Origin of the sequence: Streptomonospora alba, assembly GCF_000826685.1 — a bacterium.
Classification (GTDB): Bacteria; Actinomycetota; Actinomycetes; order Streptosporangiales; family Streptosporangiaceae; genus Streptomonospora; species Streptomonospora alba.
The window spans coordinates 57,201-72,100 of the sequence record NZ_JROO01000017.1; the positions used below are offsets into that span (position 1 = coordinate 57,201).

Below are 14,900 nucleotides of genomic sequence, written 5' to 3' on the forward strand. Positions count from 1 at the left end.
AGAGCTTGCCCCGATAGTTGTGGCGACCCAACCTGGATAGGGAAAACCATTCGGAGGCGCCCAAAGCGCCCCCACGAGCTGTATTAGGGCTGACAATAGTCCAAATGAAGCCATAAAATGAAGCACGAATAGGCGCCAGAACCTTATTTTCTTGGCGGCCGTACGAGCAGTGGCCAAGTGCATAGTGATATGAGTACCAGGAAAGTTTCTGTCTCGACAGCCCACTTCATCCGGACGTCAGCGGTAGTCGTCGGTAGCCCGCAACAGTCGCAGCAGGTCTGCCGTCGAGACGCGGTACTGCTCTCCGATGCGGATGACGTGGCACGGGAACTCGCCTTGACGGGCGAGTTCGTACGCCTTGGTGCGCCCGATGCCGAGCATCCGGGCGGCCGTCATCAGGTCGATGGTCGGCGGCAGGGAGTTGAGTTCTTCGAGGGTGGGGACGGTCACGGAGCCTCCGATCGTGAGACAGCGGGCGGACGGCTGAGGGCCAGGTGCGCGAGGCGGCGCTGGGACGTGTCGCCAGTCAGGGGACTCCAGACAGCTTCCGCCGGTTCAGCGGTCTGGTCGCGGTGCGCAGTGGCGACAGGGACGCGGCGCGCGCTCTGGTGGCGCCCCAGAGTCGAGCGGGCGTTGCTCTCCCGCTTCGCCGTGGGGAAGGCGAACAGGACCCACGGCATGGAAGAGCCAAGGTCATCTGCCAGCCCTTCATAGCGGACGAGCTTGTCACGGAGCCGCTTGAGCGGTTCGGTTCCGGTATCGACCTCCACCAGGAACCGCACTCGGTATTCATCCTCGTGCCAGATTCCGAGCCCGTCAGGCCGCACCAGGGATGCCTTCCAAGCCGCATAGCCGAAGTTCATGGTCAGGCTGTCGGCGACCCATTGGGCACTGCCGGCCTCGTTCCACCAGGTGCGCAGTTCGCAGCGGCCATCGCTGGTGCGTGCGGTGCCCAGCAGCGCCGTGAAGAACCCGTTGACGGTCACCAGGTGATCCAGATGGCTGCTGTGTGCAATGGCGAGTTGGCGGTCGCGGCGAAACCGCGAAGCGTGGGCAAGCGCGTCCTCGCTGCCCGTGCGGGCAGCGCGCACGATGGCGCCCATCGTGTCGAGCACGTAATGCCAGGGAGCGGATCCGCGCTCCGGGCGTGGGCGGAACCGCGCCACTACGCCGAGACCGTGCAGCGTGGCCATGCGATGGCGTGCGGCGACCACACTGTCAAAGGCAGCAGCCTGAATATGGTCGGTAGTGAGAACACGGTGGTAATCAAGTAGGTCGAGCACATGATGGTCGCGATCAGTCAACCGAGGGGACAGATCCCGCAACCGCCGCCCTTGAGTCTTAGTTAATGCCTGTCGGCTTCCCTGCCCCATAAGAATCTGTTCACCACCTCCACAGGTGGGGCAGTCGCAGCCAACACTGCAGGAGCCCTTGCCCCGCCCCACCAGGGCGAAGGCATCTTGTTGCCCCGATTGCTGAGAGCAGTAGCCCCGCTGGCGGGGGCGGTGGTGGACCCGGCGATGTAGGCAGCGAGCAGCACGCACCCGATTCGCGATTTCGGAACTGGCTTGGGCACACAACCCGTTTATCACCGGATAGGCGAAGGATGTCGAGGAACAGCCGACTGCGCCATGGGGGAGGCCGTGGCCTACTCTCGCGGAGATTTATGTCCTGCGGTGACGCGGCGTTTTCGCAGTTCGTGTGAATCTTCTGAGACTGGGAGTAAGACTAACTCCGAGGTTACGCGAGTGTCACCCACAGCTAGACGGGATCCATACAGGCACTCACTGTACCTGTTGGCCGTCGTCAACACACAGCTCTTGGTAAGCCTCCCGCAGTGGAAGCGCCCCCTTCGGATTGCGTGCCTCAATCGCTCGGATTACTTCCTGGACTCGCCAATAGTTTGAGGGAACCAGGCGGCCTGAGGTGACAGCTTCAAAAGCGAACAGCCCTGCCTCGTCTTCCTTTCCTCTTGAAATGAGAGCAAGAGAGAGATCGATTCGCGCGGAGGCTGCCCTACGGGGACGCGGCGGCCCGTTTTCGTTGGACTCCAAGCGCTCAAGAACTATGCGCGCGTAGCGTTCCGCCGCCGGATCACCAAGCCATGAGAGCGTTGTAGCAATGTACGCTTCCGCCTTAGCCGGATCATACCTGAAGTGATGCTCCGGGCGTTCAGGAGCGGGCAGTGGCTCAACGAGTTTCTCAACCTGCTGTAGAACTCTGTAGGTCTCTTGGCTGTCTCCGATCCGTGCCCACGCTCGCCCCTCCTGAGCGCTGGCCTGGATGAACGCGCTCCCGGTGCGCGGTGCGAGTTGCTGGGCTCCTTGCGAGAGCGTTATGGCGCGTCGGTAGTCGCCATCCGTCAAGGATTGCCATGCCTGCGTTTCCAGGCACCAACCCGAGAGTTCCGCATCATTCGTAATCTGGGAGATCTTGGCCGAGGCATTCAAACGCGCTTCTGATGCCGACCAGTACTGAAGGTCGATCGCGCATGTCGCCGCAAGCAGGGAAAGCCAACCGCAGATATCGAGGAGCCTGCGATGTTCGTCCAGTGTCATTCGGCGACCAGTAAGGCTTGAAGCATAGTCGAGATGGCGGCGAACACGGCCGAGAAGCACTGCCGGAGGTGTGCCCGGATAGCCGATGGCCAATTCGTCAACAGCCATTTCGAGGCGCTCAAGCGTTGAATCGCCGACGTCACTCGCGGTCAGAACTCGGGACAGGTCCCATGCGGCCGACTCCTCATCGGATTCGATCCCGTCACTCAGAGGGGGAGCGACGCCGCTGCCCCCTCCGTAGGCGGACCTCAACGCACCGCCGGCACCAACGAAGTCGTCAAAGGCTTCCACGAACTTTGCGGAGGGCTGTTGCCGACCGTTCAAGATGCGCGACACGTGTGACGGGTCGTACTTGAGCGCACGCGCCGCGGCCCTCATGGAGACGCCCTTGGCTTCCAGTGCTTCTCGGGCGCGCCTGGCGAAGTCGGCCATATCGGGCCTCCCGCAAGCTGTTGACCGTTGCGCATCAGCCTAGTCAACAGCCGTCCACTAGTGCGCGGGGTCCCGAGTACCAAGCATGGATAACGCCATTCCTCGCAGCACTCGCACCGCGAGCTGACGGGGAGGCAGGCGGCGGCCCTGACCGGCGTAGGCAGCACCGACCAGGGCCTTGGTTCCCACCTGAGAAAGGCAGGCAAGAACCCGATGAGCAACGCTACCGCTGCGCCCGTCGTCCGATACACGCGCAGAGCTAGGGCCGCGCGGATCCGCCCCTACGTCCTGGCACTTGCGCAGGTGATGCCCCAATGACGATCTGCACAACCCGACTGGTCGGCCACCGCTCCAACGTCGCGGTGGCGCGCCGGTTCGTAGAGACAGCTCTTGAAGTCGTGCCCGAGCCGACGCCTCCTGCTGATGTCGCCGAAGTCGCGTCCTTGATGGTGTCGGAGTTGGTCACGAACGCCGTGCGCCACACCCACAGCGGGACCGCTGGCGGCACGTTCAGGCTCACCCTCGCTGTCAGCGATGGCGGCATGCGTGTCGAGGTGCGTTCCGGTCCGCCACGGGCGCCGGGCGACAGCCCGCGCCTATGCCACGTCCCCGATACCGCAGAGGCGGGACGCGGTTTGGCACTCGTGGACATGTTGGCCACCGAGTGGGGAGTCCTGCCGACAGGCGGAGACGGCGTGTACTTCTTGCTCAAGTGGTCTGCCGAAGCGGAAAGCGGCATCGCCTCTGTTCCGGTGCCGAGTCTCGCCTAACGGCGTCTCGCGCACGGTCGTTGCGCTGCCGTCCCGGCCACGGCGGCGCAACGGCACCTCCGTCCCCGAGCACTTCCGGTACGACATCTGATGCACAAGGACAGGCCATCAACGAGATCGACGACGAACTCATGGCGATCCAACGCCGGGTAGCCGTACGCATCCGCACTTATCGCCGACGCCGAGGAAAGTCGCAGGAGGTCATCGCGGGACTGACCGGCCTCAACACCGAGTATTTCGGCCAGATCGAACGCGGACGGCGCACGCCGAGCCTGCCCGTGCTGGAGATGATTGCTCGCGCCTTGGAAGTCTCCCTCACCGCCCTCGTTGCGCACGATCCCGATGAGCAGCCTCCACCGATACCGCCGCTGCCACCGTCCGACGTCGGCGAGGTCTTGGCGTGGGTCGTACGACGCCCCAGCGGAGCGATAGCTGTCCTGCCGCGCAGGAGGGTGAGGCTTACCTCCGACCCTGCGCACCCCGCGAAAGGTCGACATCTCTCGGCCTGAAGCCGCCGGCCAACCGAAGAAAGGACGCCGACATGGCGCATATCCCTCGCTTGAACGCCCCCGCTTCCTCTGACCCGTTTCCCGCAAGCGCGGACGCTGAACCATTGCGGTTCGTCTGGCTGGAGATCACCGGGAAGTGTCAGCTTGAGTGCTCCCACTGCTATGCATCAAGTGGGCCGAACGGCACCCATGGGACCATGAGCAGCGACGATTGGCGGCGTGTCATCGACCAGGCCGCTGCTTGCGGCGCGGGGATGGTGCAGTTCATCGGCGGCGAGCCGACCTTGCACCCTGACCTCGAAGACCTGATTACGCACGCGCTGAGCTGTGGCATTGACGTAGAGGTCTTCTCCAACCTCGTCCACGTCCCGCCCCGGCTGTGGGAGGTGCTTGCTCGGCCCGGCGTACGCCTCGCAACGAGTTGGTACTCCGACGATTCCGAAGAACACACCGCCATTACCGGACGCCCCACCCATGCCCGCACGCGCTCCAACATCGCCGAAGCGAAGCGGCGTGAGATCCCGTTGCGTGTCGGCGTGATCGGAGTACGCGAGACACAGCGCAGCGACCAGGCGCAGCAGGAGATGGCCGCGCTCGGCGTCGCGGACGTTCGCTATGACGACCTGCGCGGTGTGGGACGCGGCGCACCCGACCTCGGTACTCCGGATTCGTCGGTACTGTGCGGACGCTGCGCGCACGGCAACCTGGCCGTCGCGCCCGACGGTTCGGTCTGGCCGTGCGTCTTCACCCGCTGGCTTTCGGTCGGCAACGTCCGTGAGAACTCGTTGCACGACATCCTCACCAGCGATCGAATGGCTACCGTGGTAGGGCAGCTTCGAGAAGAGTTCAGCCACCGGGCGGAATGCGTGCCTAAGATGTGCGATCCGCAGTGCGGCCCCTCGTGCAGTCCGGCATGCCGTCCCAAGGGCGACTGCCGTCCCGCCGGGAACTGCGCACCGACCTACCGCTAGAACAAGAGGAGCAGCGTGCTCGTCCAAGGCGTCGACATCCCCGAGGAGTTGCCGTCCGTCGATCCCGGACAGTGGCCCTACACGGTGCCCGCCGTGCACCAGACCTTGACGGACGGGCTTGAGTTGCGCCGTCCCATCACCTTCCTGGTCGGCGAGAACGGTTCGGGCAAGTCCACCATCGTGGAAGGCATCGCCGAAGCCTACGGGCTGGACGCGCGGGGAGGCCGCGCCGGACGCAAGTACGCCAACGACCGTCCCAAGACGCCGCTAGGCGAGAGCCTGCGCCTGGACCTGACCGTGGCCGGCGCTCGGCAGATGCAAGCCGGGCGCCGCCACAAGAACGGCTACTTTCTTCGCGCGGAAACGACGTTCGGCTTCGCCGAAGCTGTCTCCGGCATGCACGGTTACTGGGAGGAGAACCTGGCCGAGCACAGCCACGGGGAAGGCTTCCTGATCATCCTGAACGCCATGTTCGACAAACCCGGCCTCTACCTCATGGACGAGCCGGAAGCCGCACTGTCCTTCATGTCCTGCCTGCGCCTGGTCAACCTCATACACGAGCTGGGCGAATCCGGATCGCAGATCATCTGCGCCACCCACAGTCCGATCCTCGCCGCCACACCCGGTGCCGACATCATCGAAGTGGGCGATCACGGTGCCCGCCACACCACCTGGGACCGGCTGGAGTTGGTCGACCACTGGCGGCGCTACCTGGCCAATCCGGACAAGTACCTGCGACACCTCATCGAAGAATGACCAACGCTCAAGCGACCGCCGACCAGCGCCACCGCGACTATCTGCGCGCGGCCCTCAGCACTGCCGCGGAGCACTTCGGACTCACACTCTCCGGCGCCCCCGTGTTCGGATGGCATGACCGCACGATCGGATCCCGAGCCATCGCTGCCGACAGTCGGCGCTGGCTGCGCGTCACCGCTGAGAATTACCGCTGGGCCAGCGGCGACCACTGGAGCGGCAACGCCGATGCCGCCGCCATCACCGATCTGCCTAAGCCCAGATTGATCGACGTCTGCGAATGGGACGAACCCCCCGACCGCCTGCGCGCCGAGCTGATGACGCTGCTCCCCGGCGAGGTCTGCTCACCCACCGACGAACTGCGCGCTCGCCTCGATCTCCCGCCCCAATGGTGGAGCGATCTCCGTCGAGCGCTCGATCACCTGGCCAGAAAACGAACCTCCCGCGTCGCCGTCGACCAAGCCACCATCACGCGGCGTCTGGCTGTCTTCTTTGGTGACGCCGTCGACCCCATCGTGCGCGAATGGACGACGACCCACGGCGATCTGCACTGGAGCAACCTTCTCGCCCCGCAGTTGGGCATCGTGGACTGGGAGAGTTGGGGGAGCGCGCCCGTCGGACTCGACGCCGCCACCCTGTACTGCCACAGCATCCTGGTTCCGGAAACCGCCGAGTGCGTACGCACTGCGTTCGCAGACCAGTTGGACACGCCCGACGGCGTACGCTCCCAGCTCTACGCTGCCGCACGGCTTCTCCTGCGGATAGAACGCGGCGACCATCCCGACCTCGCTGTTCCTCTGCATCGTCATGCGTTGTCGCTGATCGGACAGAGCTAGCCAGAGGCATGCGCTTACGTTTCTGCGTATACACGAGGTGTGCGCAGCTCCGCTCACTTCGCCGAGCGGTTGCGCACGGCGTCGAAGGCGTCGAGCGCGGAGCCGTCCGCGTCGGGAAGCGTGTGCAGGTAGCGCGCCGTGGTCGCGATGTCGGAGTGTCCCAACCGCTCTTTCACGACCTCCAGGTCCGCCCCTCCGGCCAGCACCCACGACGCATGCGCGTGGCGCAGGTCGTGGAACCGGACTCGCACGCCCAGGTCCGCCGCCTTCAGAGCGGGCTTCCAGACCTGGTTGCGGAACCAGTCCGCGGGTATGTGGCCGTCGGTGTCGGGTGTGCGCGGCGTGCGCGGGTTGTCGGAACCCTGTTCGCGCCGCTTCGCTCGGTAGATGGCGTATGCGTCCTTGCAGTGCCGGCACCGGCACTTGCCGCCTGAATAGCCGCTGAGCGTGCCGTGCCGGTATTGGCGGCCCTTGTCGTTGGGCTCGGTCAGACCGAGTGATTCGGGGTCGGGTTCGGTGCGGCGCGCGGGGGATGCGAGCCGATCCGGCTGCATCTCGAACAGCAGGTCATCTGAGCCGAGTCCGCGCTTCGCAACGTGCTCTTGGAGCTTTCGCATGATCTGAGCACTCAGCTTGAAGCGGCGGTACTCACGGTCCTTCGGGTACTCCTTGACCAGGAACCGCTTGCCTTCCGGATGGAACTTCGGGTTGACCTGAACTACCGCCCTGCTGACGGTCACGATGCGGGAGCGAGAGTCCAGGTCCTTCCCGCGAAGCTCGGACAGCTCTCCCCACCGCAGGCCGCTCTCAACGGCCGTCTCCACCAGAACCTGTGTCTCCGCGTCGGGAAGTTCCTGATAGAGGGTGTCGAACTGCTCGGGAGTGATGATCGTCCGTGGCTTGGCGGACACCGTAGGCGTCTTCACGCCCTTGCACGGATGGAGGTAGGTGACCTGGTCGTTGAGCGCGGTCGTGAAGATCGTGCTCAACAGCACCTTGTTGTACTTGATCGTCACAGGGCTGACGCCCTTGTCCTTGAGGTCGGCGACCCATGCGCGTACGTGCTCGGGAAGGATGTCGACCATCCGCATGGGGCCGAACTCGGGCATGATGTGCTTGTACAGCGAGTAGGTGTAGCTCTGCCTGGTCGTCGCCTCGACCTGGTGGTTGGGGAGCCAGGTCTCTTCCACGTACCGCTGAAAGCTCATCCGGCCCCGCGCCGGATCGCCTACGCGCCCCTCAGCGAGTCGCGTCTCCTCCCGCTGCCATGCCTTGTCGGCCTGCTTGCGCGTGGTGAACGTGCCCGCTGAGCGTTCGCGCCCTTTCACGTCCTTGTAGTAGGCGGTGTAGCGCGCCTTGCCGTTCCGCCCTACCCGCTTCCGGGAGTACCCCACTACGGTCGCCTCCTCACTGTGACCGTGATTTGACCGTCGACCCTGCGTCATCGACGGTCATGGACCGGTATCTCGCGACAGTCCATATCGCCTACTCACCAGCGATTTTACGTCTTCTGGTGTACGATGGCGAGGGGTATATGAAGCCAAAAAAGCAGTTCGGGACGAAGAGGTCGTGGGTTCGAATCCCGCCACCCCGACAGAAAACGGGTGTCCACCCAGGTGGGCACCCGTTTCTTGTGTTCGGAGGATCAGGCCGCGCGAGCGCTGATGCACACCAAGGCGCACGCGTAGCGGCGCCCTCGTTCTCCGCCCGTGCTGCGGCGGCCTTGATCCGCCCGGCGTCGGCCACCTCGTCGAGCCGGTCCGGGAACAGGTGGCCGTAGGTGTCGAGCGGGCGTGGTCGGCCGCCGTCGATGCCGACTGATCAACCGCCGTACCAAGGGGCCCGCAGCGCTTTCGGGTGCGCCTGTGCCGTGGGCGGGTGTGGTGCGGGAGGCCGCGTGCTTCGGGGCGGTCGGTCAGGTGATCTCGTGGCCGTGGGCCTCGTGGAGGGGGCTGAGGTCGGGTTCGCCGTAGGTGGCGAGCAGGGACTTGAACCGCAGCTCCTTGTCCTCGCCGAACCTGCGCATACGAGCGGCGGCGGTCGCCGGTGAAACGAGGATCGGCGGGCGGGACTTGGAGTGGAACTTGTCGGCGAACATGACGAGCTCCTCTTCGGCCGATTCCGCGATGTAGTCGTCCTGCGGAATCGGCAGGTCCTGCGCGCGGACGTCCTCGCGGGTGATCCCCATCCCCGTGTGGCAGGAGCAGAAGCGGCCCAGCGCGTCGGGGTAGCCCTGTTCGGCGAGGAGGTCGCGGCCGAGGATGCCGTGGCGCACGTAGCGCGGGTAGTCGAGTCGGCCGGAGCGGTCGTAGAGGCGGTAGACCCCGATGTCGTGCAGCATGCTCCCGGCTCGCACGAGGTCGGGGTCGAGCCGGGTCGGGGCGCGGGAGAGGAGGTCGGCTGCTATCGCGCTGACGATCGTGCAGTGCGTGTAGACGAGGTCGAACGCCTCGCGCGTGGGGGCGTGCTCCGCGTGCAATGCGCGGATCTCGTCGTCGCTGGGTACCCGCATGCCTCCCGACTTTAGCGAGCCGCGGTGGCCTGCTGCGCCATGCCCCGCCCCATCGCCGGGCCGGGCGGCCAGGCGGGATCCGCCTGGCCGCCCGGCCCGGGCACCCGCGCCTCAGGCGGTCTTCACCAGGCCGCCGTCGATGCGGTAGTCCGCTCCGGTGATGCCTGCCGCTCGCGGTGAGGCCAGGAACAGGGTGAGGTCGGCGACCTCGTGCGGCTCGATCACCCGGCCCAGGGACACTCCCATGCTCTCGGGCACGACCCGGTCCATGACGTCGTCCACCGAGGTCTCCGCCTGCGCGGCCAAGACGTTGGCGAAGCCGCCGTCCTCATCCGTCCACAGCGGTGTGCGGACCGGGCCCGGCGAGACCGTGTTGACCCGGATCCCGTCGGGCGCCAGCTCCTCGGCCAGCGACCGGCCGAGGTTGGTCAGCGCCGCCTTGGCGGCGCTGTAGTGCATGATCATCGGCATCGGCTGACGGGCGTTGACGGAGCTGACGTTGACGATCGCGGCGCCGGTGCGCCCGGTCATCGCGGGGACGGCCGCGCGCGTCGTGCGCACGACCGAGAACAGGTTGACGTCGAAGACACGCCGCCAGGCGTCGTCACCGGTTCCCGTGATGCCGTCGGCGGGTTCGCTGGCTCCGACGTTGTTGATCAGCAGGTCGATGCCGCCGTGCAGTTCGACCGCGGCGCGGACGAGGCGCTCGGGCCCCTCCGCTGCGGCGAGGTCGGCGTGGACGACGGCCACCCCACTAGAATCCCGCAGCTCGGCGAGCTCGGGCGTCGTGGTGCGGCTGCCGGCGACGACCCGTGCGCCCTGATGCGTGAGTTCCCGGGTGACGGCGAGCCCGATCCCCTTGCTCGCTCCGGTGACGACGACGACCTTGTCCTTGAGGTTGAGATCCATACCGGCAATCCTCGTCGTCGGCATCCGCCGGTGCTGGCGGGAATCCGACGGCGTCTCCGGAGGCGCGCCCCTCCCCGCGGCCGCCTTCAGACGGGCGGTCGCGCCTACGCGGTGAGAGAGAACGCGTGCATCATGGGGTTCACGGGGCGCTCCCGGGTATACGGGACAGCATGGGAGTCCTACGCAAACAGCTTCAACGCCTGCTGGCAGCCCCGTACATCATCGACTCGGTGGAGGCACTGCGCGATCCGCACCCGCGTGCCGAAGCGCTCGCGCCGCTGGTCAGCCGGGTCCACACCTACTATCCGTGGGTCCCTGACAACCCGGTGTTCGTGGTGCGGGTCCAGGCTGCGGCCGGGGCCGGCGCGGGGGCCCTGCTCCTGCTCGGCAAGGGCACCCGCGTGGCAAGCGCGGTGATGGCGGCGCAGGCGGTGCCGTCCCTGCTGGCCGCATCGCAGGGCAAGGGTTGGGACACCGCGGGGCGGGACTCGGCGGTCAAGGACATCGGCCTGCTCGGCGCCCTGTTGCTGACCGCCACCGAACCGCGGCGCCGACCGCCCAAGGTGGTGCACGACGCCCGGCACGCGGCGCACGAGGTGCGCAAGACGGCCTCCAAGGCGGGCAAGTCCGCCGGCCGCCGGGCTCGCGGCGCATCGTCCCGGCTTCCCGCCGGCCTTCCGGGGAAGCCGGGCAGACGCTGACCCTGCGCTTCCGCTTGACGTCGTATCGGCCCCGTGCGGCCGGCGCGGCTCGGCCCGTCGACGGCCGGGCGGTGCGGCCGCACGGGGCCGTTCGCGTGCGCTGACGCGGCCCAGCGGACCGAACGGGCTTGACCCGAACCCCGTCGCGATTCATTATGAACATGCGTTCATGAACGAGTGTTCACATCTATGGAGGCTGGAAGCCGACATGCACGGGATCGCCAACATCGAGCAGGAACAGGCCTGGAACGGCTACGAGGGGCGCCACTGGGCCGACCACCACGAGCGCTACGACGCGGTCAACAGCGGGTTCAACGACCACCTGCTGGCTGTGGCGGACATCGCTCCCGACGATCGCGTGCTTGACGTCGGCTGCGGAAACGGGCAGGTCACGCGGATCGCTGCCCGGGCCGCCCGTCGCGGTGGAACACTGGGGATCGACCTCTCCTCGCCCATGCTCGCCCGTGCGCGGGAGCTCGCCGCGGCCGAAGGCATCGCCGACATCGCGTTCGAGCAGGGCGACGCACAGGTCCACCCCCTCCCCGACGCCGACTTCGACGTCGCCCTCAGCCGCTTCGCTGTGATGTTCTTCGCCGACCCCGTCGCCGCCTTCGCCAACATCGCCCGCTCCCTGCGCCCCGGCGGGCGCTTGGCCTTCCTCTCGATGCGCGACATGAGCGGCAGCCACATCGGCGACGTGGTCTCCGCGATGGCGGAACATCTGCCTCCCGAGGCCGCAGGCGGATTCGGGGAGACGGCGGTCTCGTTCGCCGACCCCGCGCGGATCCGCGAGGTCCTGGGCAGGGCCGGGTTCAGCCGCACGGAGATCTCGCCGGTCGATGCCGAACAGGTCTGGGGCGCCGATCCCGCAGACGCGGCCGATTTTCTGTGCGGGTGGGGACCGGTGCGCCACATCTTCAGCACCGTCGATCCGGCCGCGGCCGACCGCGCACGCGAGGCCGCCGCGTCGGCGATGTACCGCCATGTCCGCAACGGCGCGGTCCGGTTGCGCGGCACCGCGTGGCTGGTCACCGCGACCCGCCCCTGACGGAGCCGAACCCGAAAGGACCCCGGCATGGAACGCATCGCTGTGCTCGGCGGGTCCGGCGCGGTGGGACGCGAGGTCTGCGCCGCGCTCGTCCAGCACGTTCCGGGGCAGGTCGCCGCGGTCGGCCGCGACCCGGCGAAGCTGCGCGCCGTGCCCGGAGTCCACGCGCTCCCCGCCGACATCGGCCGCGAGGACGGCCTGGCCCGCGCGATCCGCGGCGCCGACGCGGTGATCGTGTGCACCGAGCGCGGTGGCGAGCGCGTCGCCCGCGCCTGCCTGGCGCAGGGCACCCACTACGTGGACGTCTCGGCCTCCGCGCCGCGACTCCGGGCGATAGCCGCGCTCGACGGCCTCGCCCGCACCCGCGGAGCGGCCGCCGTACTCAGCGTCGGCCTCGCACCGGGAGTGACCAATCTGCTGGCGCGCAGTGTGACCGATGCCGGAGGCACCGGGCGCCTCCGCATCGGCGTATTGCTGGGAGGCGGCGAGGTGCACGGAGCGGAGGCCCTCGACTGGACGCTCAACGGCCTGGACGGTGCAGGCCGACCGCTGCGGAGCCGCTTCCCGCAGCCTTATGGCCGGCGCACCGCCTACGGGTTCCCCTTCTCCGATCAGTACACGCTTCCGGAGACCCTCGGAGCCGAAGCGGTGGCGACCGGGCTCTGCCTGGATTCGCGTGCTGCGACGCTGCTGCTTGGGGCCGCCCGGCTGCCGGCCGTGGCGCGGCGGCTGCGCCGCCCCCGTGTGCGCGGGGCGCTGCGCAAAGTCCTGTCGCGCGTACACGTGGGCGGGGACGGGTTCGCGGTGAGCGTGATCCGGGGATCGGCAGCAGCCTGGTTCGGCGGGCGGGGGCAGAGCCGGGCGACCGGAGTGGTCGCCGCGCTGCTGGCGCTGCGGCTGCCCGGTCTGCCACCCGGTGTGCGCCATATCGAACAGGCGGTCGGCCCGGGGGAGTTCCTCCGCGAAGTGGCGGCGCACGGATTCGGCGCGGGAATACCGGAGGCGTCCGGCCGCGAGGGCGCGCACTACGATGCGCAGTGATGTCACCGAGAAGAGCCGCCGCCCTGCGAGACCAGGAGGGCGGGCCCACCCTGCGCGAGCACCTCCTGGCCACAGCCGAGCGCCTGGTCGCCGAGCGCGGCGCCGCGGGGATCACCGTGCGCGACATCGCTCGCGAGGCGGGAGTCGCGGCGGGCGTGCTCTACAACCACTTCGCCGACAAGGAGGAACTCCTCGCTCAAGCGCTGCACGCCCACGTCCGCAACGCGGAGCGCACGGCCGGCGAGGTGCCCGTCGCCGGGGTCGGCACCGTCGAGGACAACCTGAACGCGTTCCTGCGCCGGGGCATCGCGGTGCACATCGCCGTCCTGCCCGCCTTCGAAGGCGTCTCCTCCCGGCCCAAGGTGCTGGAGCGCTTCTCTGAACTGCCCAACCCCATGGGGGATGGCAAGGGGCTGCACAGGGCACTGGCGGACTATCTGCGCAACGAACAGCGGCTGCGGCGCGTGGCGACCGGCGTCCGCCCAGAGGCGGTCGCGACCATGCTCGTGGGTGCCTGCCACGAACTCGTGGTGCCCCCGCTGCCCGTCGCCCCGTCGGCGGACCGAGTGTCCGTTGAGGTGCCGTCCGAGCTGGTCGACGACCTCGTGGCCACGGTGATGGACGGCGTCCGTCCACGCTGAGGCCGACCCGGGACCGAGCGCTGCGGGGCGGATCGCGCGGTGTCCGAAACCTTCAAGACGGCGGCCGCCCGCCCCTCTAACGTCGGTCGCATGACAGCAGCATTCAGCGCAGTCGGCATCGTCACCGCCGACATGAGCGCATCACTGGCGTTCTACCGCCGCATCGGAATGGACATCCCGGCCGAGGCCGATACCCAGCCGCACGTCGAGGCGGAGCTTCCCGGCGGACTGCGGATCCTGTGGGACACCGTCGAGACCGTGCGATCCTTCGCGCCCGACTGGCAGCCGGCGCCCGGCGGCGGTGTCGCGCTCGCCTTCGCCTGCGACGGGCCCGAGGGAGTGGACCGCCTCTACGACGACCTCACCGCGGCCGGATACACCGGCCGGTGCAAGCCCTGGAACGCCGTATGGGGCCAGCGCTACGCCGTCGTGTGCGACCCCGACGGCCATTGGATCGAATTGTTCGCGCCGCTGGAGTGACCGACGAGCACGCTCAGCGGATCGCCGGCCAGCGCCTTGACCTCGCGAGCGAGGTGGGCCTGGTCGGCGTAGCCGGTGGCGGCGGCAACCTCGGCGAAGGGCGTGCCCGCCCGCGCCGCGGCCAGCGCCCGGTCGAACCGCAGGATCCTCCCCAAGGTCCTGGGGCCGTAGCCGAAGGCCGCGGTGCTCCTGCGGTGCAGTCGGCGCGGGCCCAACCCGGTCTCCTCGGCGACGTCGGCCGCGGACGCGCCCGCGGCCAGCAGTGCGGCGGCCTGCCGCATCGCGGGGTCGCCCCCGGTGCCCGCGGCCGTCCGCCGGGCCGCGGCCCGCTCCAGGGATACGCCCGGATCGGCCGCCAGTCCCGCCTGCTCGCCGAGCCGGCGCGCCTCGCCCGAGGCCCACACGTCCTCCAGCGGCACCCGAAGGTCGCGCAGCTCATCCGCCGGGACGCCGACCACCGCCGGACCCGCTCCCGGGGACAGCCGCAGCCCCACGAACACCTGGCCGGGCTCCCAGTCGGAGAAGTGTGCTGCGGTGTCGGGTCCGGCCACCAGTACCCGGCTGCCGTCCCAGACCAGGTCCATGCACCCGTCCGGCACCACTCGGTGCGGCTCGCCGTTCTCGGCCGCCCCGGTCCAGACGACACCGTCGGCCGCTGTCGAATCCCGCTCGCGGTACATGCCCTCATTCTCCCTGCGCACGCGGATCGGCGGCACCCTCGGTCGGATGAGTCCGCCGC

Annotated in this window: 17 protein-coding genes; 10 read left to right on the forward strand and 7 right to left on the reverse strand. The window is 68.1% G+C overall.

Going from position 1 to position 14,900, the window contains the following annotated elements; all coding sequences use genetic code 11:
* Positions 1-237: 237 nt before the first annotated feature.
* The 3 genes from LP52_RS09980 to LP52_RS26430 all read right to left on the reverse strand — a co-directional run bounded on the left by LP52_RS09980 (position 238) and on the right by LP52_RS26430 (position 2,990).
* Complete coding sequence (locus LP52_RS09980; RefSeq protein WP_238580822.1) at positions 238-450, reverse strand: helix-turn-helix domain-containing protein; 213 nt, start codon at positions 448-450, stop codon at positions 238-240.
* Positions 447-1,304, reverse strand: a complete 858-nt coding sequence (locus tag LP52_RS09985; protein WP_169775359.1) for a replication-relaxation family protein — start codon at positions 1,302-1,304, stop codon at positions 447-449. Before LP52_RS09985 ends, LP52_RS09980 begins: the two co-directional genes overlap by 4 nt.
* Before the next feature lie 480 nt (positions 1,305-1,784).
* On the reverse strand, positions 1,785-2,990 hold the full coding sequence (locus LP52_RS26430; RefSeq protein ID WP_084723079.1) for a helix-turn-helix domain-containing protein: 1,206 nt from the start codon (positions 2,988-2,990) through the stop codon (positions 1,785-1,787).
* 314 nt (positions 2,991-3,304) lie between these two features.
* Here LP52_RS26430 and LP52_RS09990 point away from each other — a divergent pair, with 314 nt between their 5' ends.
* From LP52_RS09990 to LP52_RS10005, 5 genes are all read left to right on the forward strand, one after another.
* A complete protein-coding gene (locus LP52_RS09990) occupies positions 3,305-3,760 on the forward strand; it encodes an ATP-binding protein (protein ID WP_052809672.1) in 456 nt (151 codons plus the stop codon).
* Between the two features lie 131 nt (positions 3,761-3,891).
* Positions 3,892-4,269 carry a helix-turn-helix domain-containing protein gene (locus LP52_RS28965; RefSeq protein ID WP_169775360.1) on the forward strand — a complete coding sequence of 126 codons (378 nt, stop codon included), beginning with the start codon at positions 3,892-3,894 and terminating at the stop codon, positions 4,267-4,269.
* Positions 4,270-4,301: 32 nt separating this feature from the next.
* Positions 4,302-5,240: a radical SAM protein gene (locus tag LP52_RS09995; RefSeq protein WP_193789975.1), complete on the forward strand. Its 939-nt coding sequence runs from the start codon at positions 4,302-4,304 to the stop codon at positions 5,238-5,240.
* Positions 5,241-5,255: 15 nt separating this feature from the next.
* Positions 5,256-5,996 (forward strand): AAA family ATPase, encoded by a 741-nt coding sequence (locus tag LP52_RS10000; RefSeq protein WP_040272685.1) that lies wholly within the window; start codon positions 5,256-5,258, stop codon positions 5,994-5,996.
* Complete coding sequence (locus LP52_RS10005) at positions 5,993-6,829, forward strand: protein kinase family protein (protein WP_040272686.1); 837 nt, start codon at positions 5,993-5,995, stop codon at positions 6,827-6,829. Before LP52_RS10000 ends, LP52_RS10005 begins: the two co-directional genes overlap by 4 nt.
* Before the next feature lie 53 nt (positions 6,830-6,882).
* On the opposite strand, the gene LP52_RS10010 is transcribed toward LP52_RS10005, so the two are convergent.
* The 3 genes from LP52_RS10010 to LP52_RS10020 all read right to left on the reverse strand — a co-directional run bounded on the left by LP52_RS10010 (position 6,883) and on the right by LP52_RS10020 (position 10,250).
* On the reverse strand, positions 6,883-8,223 hold the full coding sequence (locus LP52_RS10010) for a tyrosine-type recombinase/integrase (RefSeq protein ID WP_040272687.1): 1,341 nt from the start codon (positions 8,221-8,223) through the stop codon (positions 6,883-6,885).
* A gap of 521 nt (positions 8,224-8,744) precedes the next feature.
* Positions 8,745-9,341 (reverse strand): HD domain-containing protein, encoded by a 597-nt coding sequence (locus LP52_RS10015; protein WP_040272688.1) that lies wholly within the window; start codon positions 9,339-9,341, stop codon positions 8,745-8,747.
* Positions 9,342-9,452: 111 nt separating this feature from the next.
* Positions 9,453-10,250, reverse strand: a complete 798-nt coding sequence (locus tag LP52_RS10020; RefSeq protein ID WP_040272689.1) for an SDR family NAD(P)-dependent oxidoreductase — start codon at positions 10,248-10,250, stop codon at positions 9,453-9,455.
* Between the two features lie 170 nt (positions 10,251-10,420).
* Here LP52_RS10020 and LP52_RS27230 point away from each other — a divergent pair, with 170 nt between their 5' ends.
* The 5 genes from LP52_RS27230 (at position 10,421) to LP52_RS10045 (ending at position 14,161) form a co-directional block, all read left to right on the forward strand.
* Complete coding sequence (locus LP52_RS27230; RefSeq protein WP_052809674.1) at positions 10,421-10,951, forward strand: hypothetical protein; 531 nt, start codon at positions 10,421-10,423, stop codon at positions 10,949-10,951.
* Between the two features lie 169 nt (positions 10,952-11,120).
* Complete coding sequence (locus LP52_RS10030; protein WP_238580823.1) at positions 11,121-11,999, forward strand: class I SAM-dependent methyltransferase; 879 nt, start codon at positions 11,121-11,123, stop codon at positions 11,997-11,999.
* A gap of 27 nt (positions 12,000-12,026) precedes the next feature.
* Positions 12,027-13,040, forward strand: a complete 1,014-nt coding sequence (locus tag LP52_RS10035) for a saccharopine dehydrogenase family protein (RefSeq protein ID WP_052809675.1) — start codon at positions 12,027-12,029, stop codon at positions 13,038-13,040.
* Positions 13,040-13,681, forward strand: a complete 642-nt coding sequence (locus tag LP52_RS10040; RefSeq protein ID WP_040272691.1) for a TetR/AcrR family transcriptional regulator — start codon at positions 13,040-13,042, stop codon at positions 13,679-13,681. Before LP52_RS10035 ends, LP52_RS10040 begins: the two co-directional genes overlap by 1 nt.
* Before the next feature lie 90 nt (positions 13,682-13,771).
* On the forward strand, positions 13,772-14,161 hold the full coding sequence (locus LP52_RS10045; RefSeq protein WP_040272751.1) for a VOC family protein: 390 nt from the start codon (positions 13,772-13,774) through the stop codon (positions 14,159-14,161).
* On the opposite strand, the gene LP52_RS10050 is transcribed toward LP52_RS10045, so the two are convergent.
* The gene (locus tag LP52_RS10050; protein ID WP_238580824.1) at positions 14,101-14,862 is read right to left on the reverse strand and encodes a helix-turn-helix domain-containing protein; all 762 of its coding nucleotides are present in this window, start codon (positions 14,860-14,862) and stop codon (positions 14,101-14,103) included. The genes LP52_RS10045 and LP52_RS10050 overlap by 61 nt on opposite strands.
* Between the last annotated feature and the right edge of the window lie 38 nt (positions 14,863-14,900).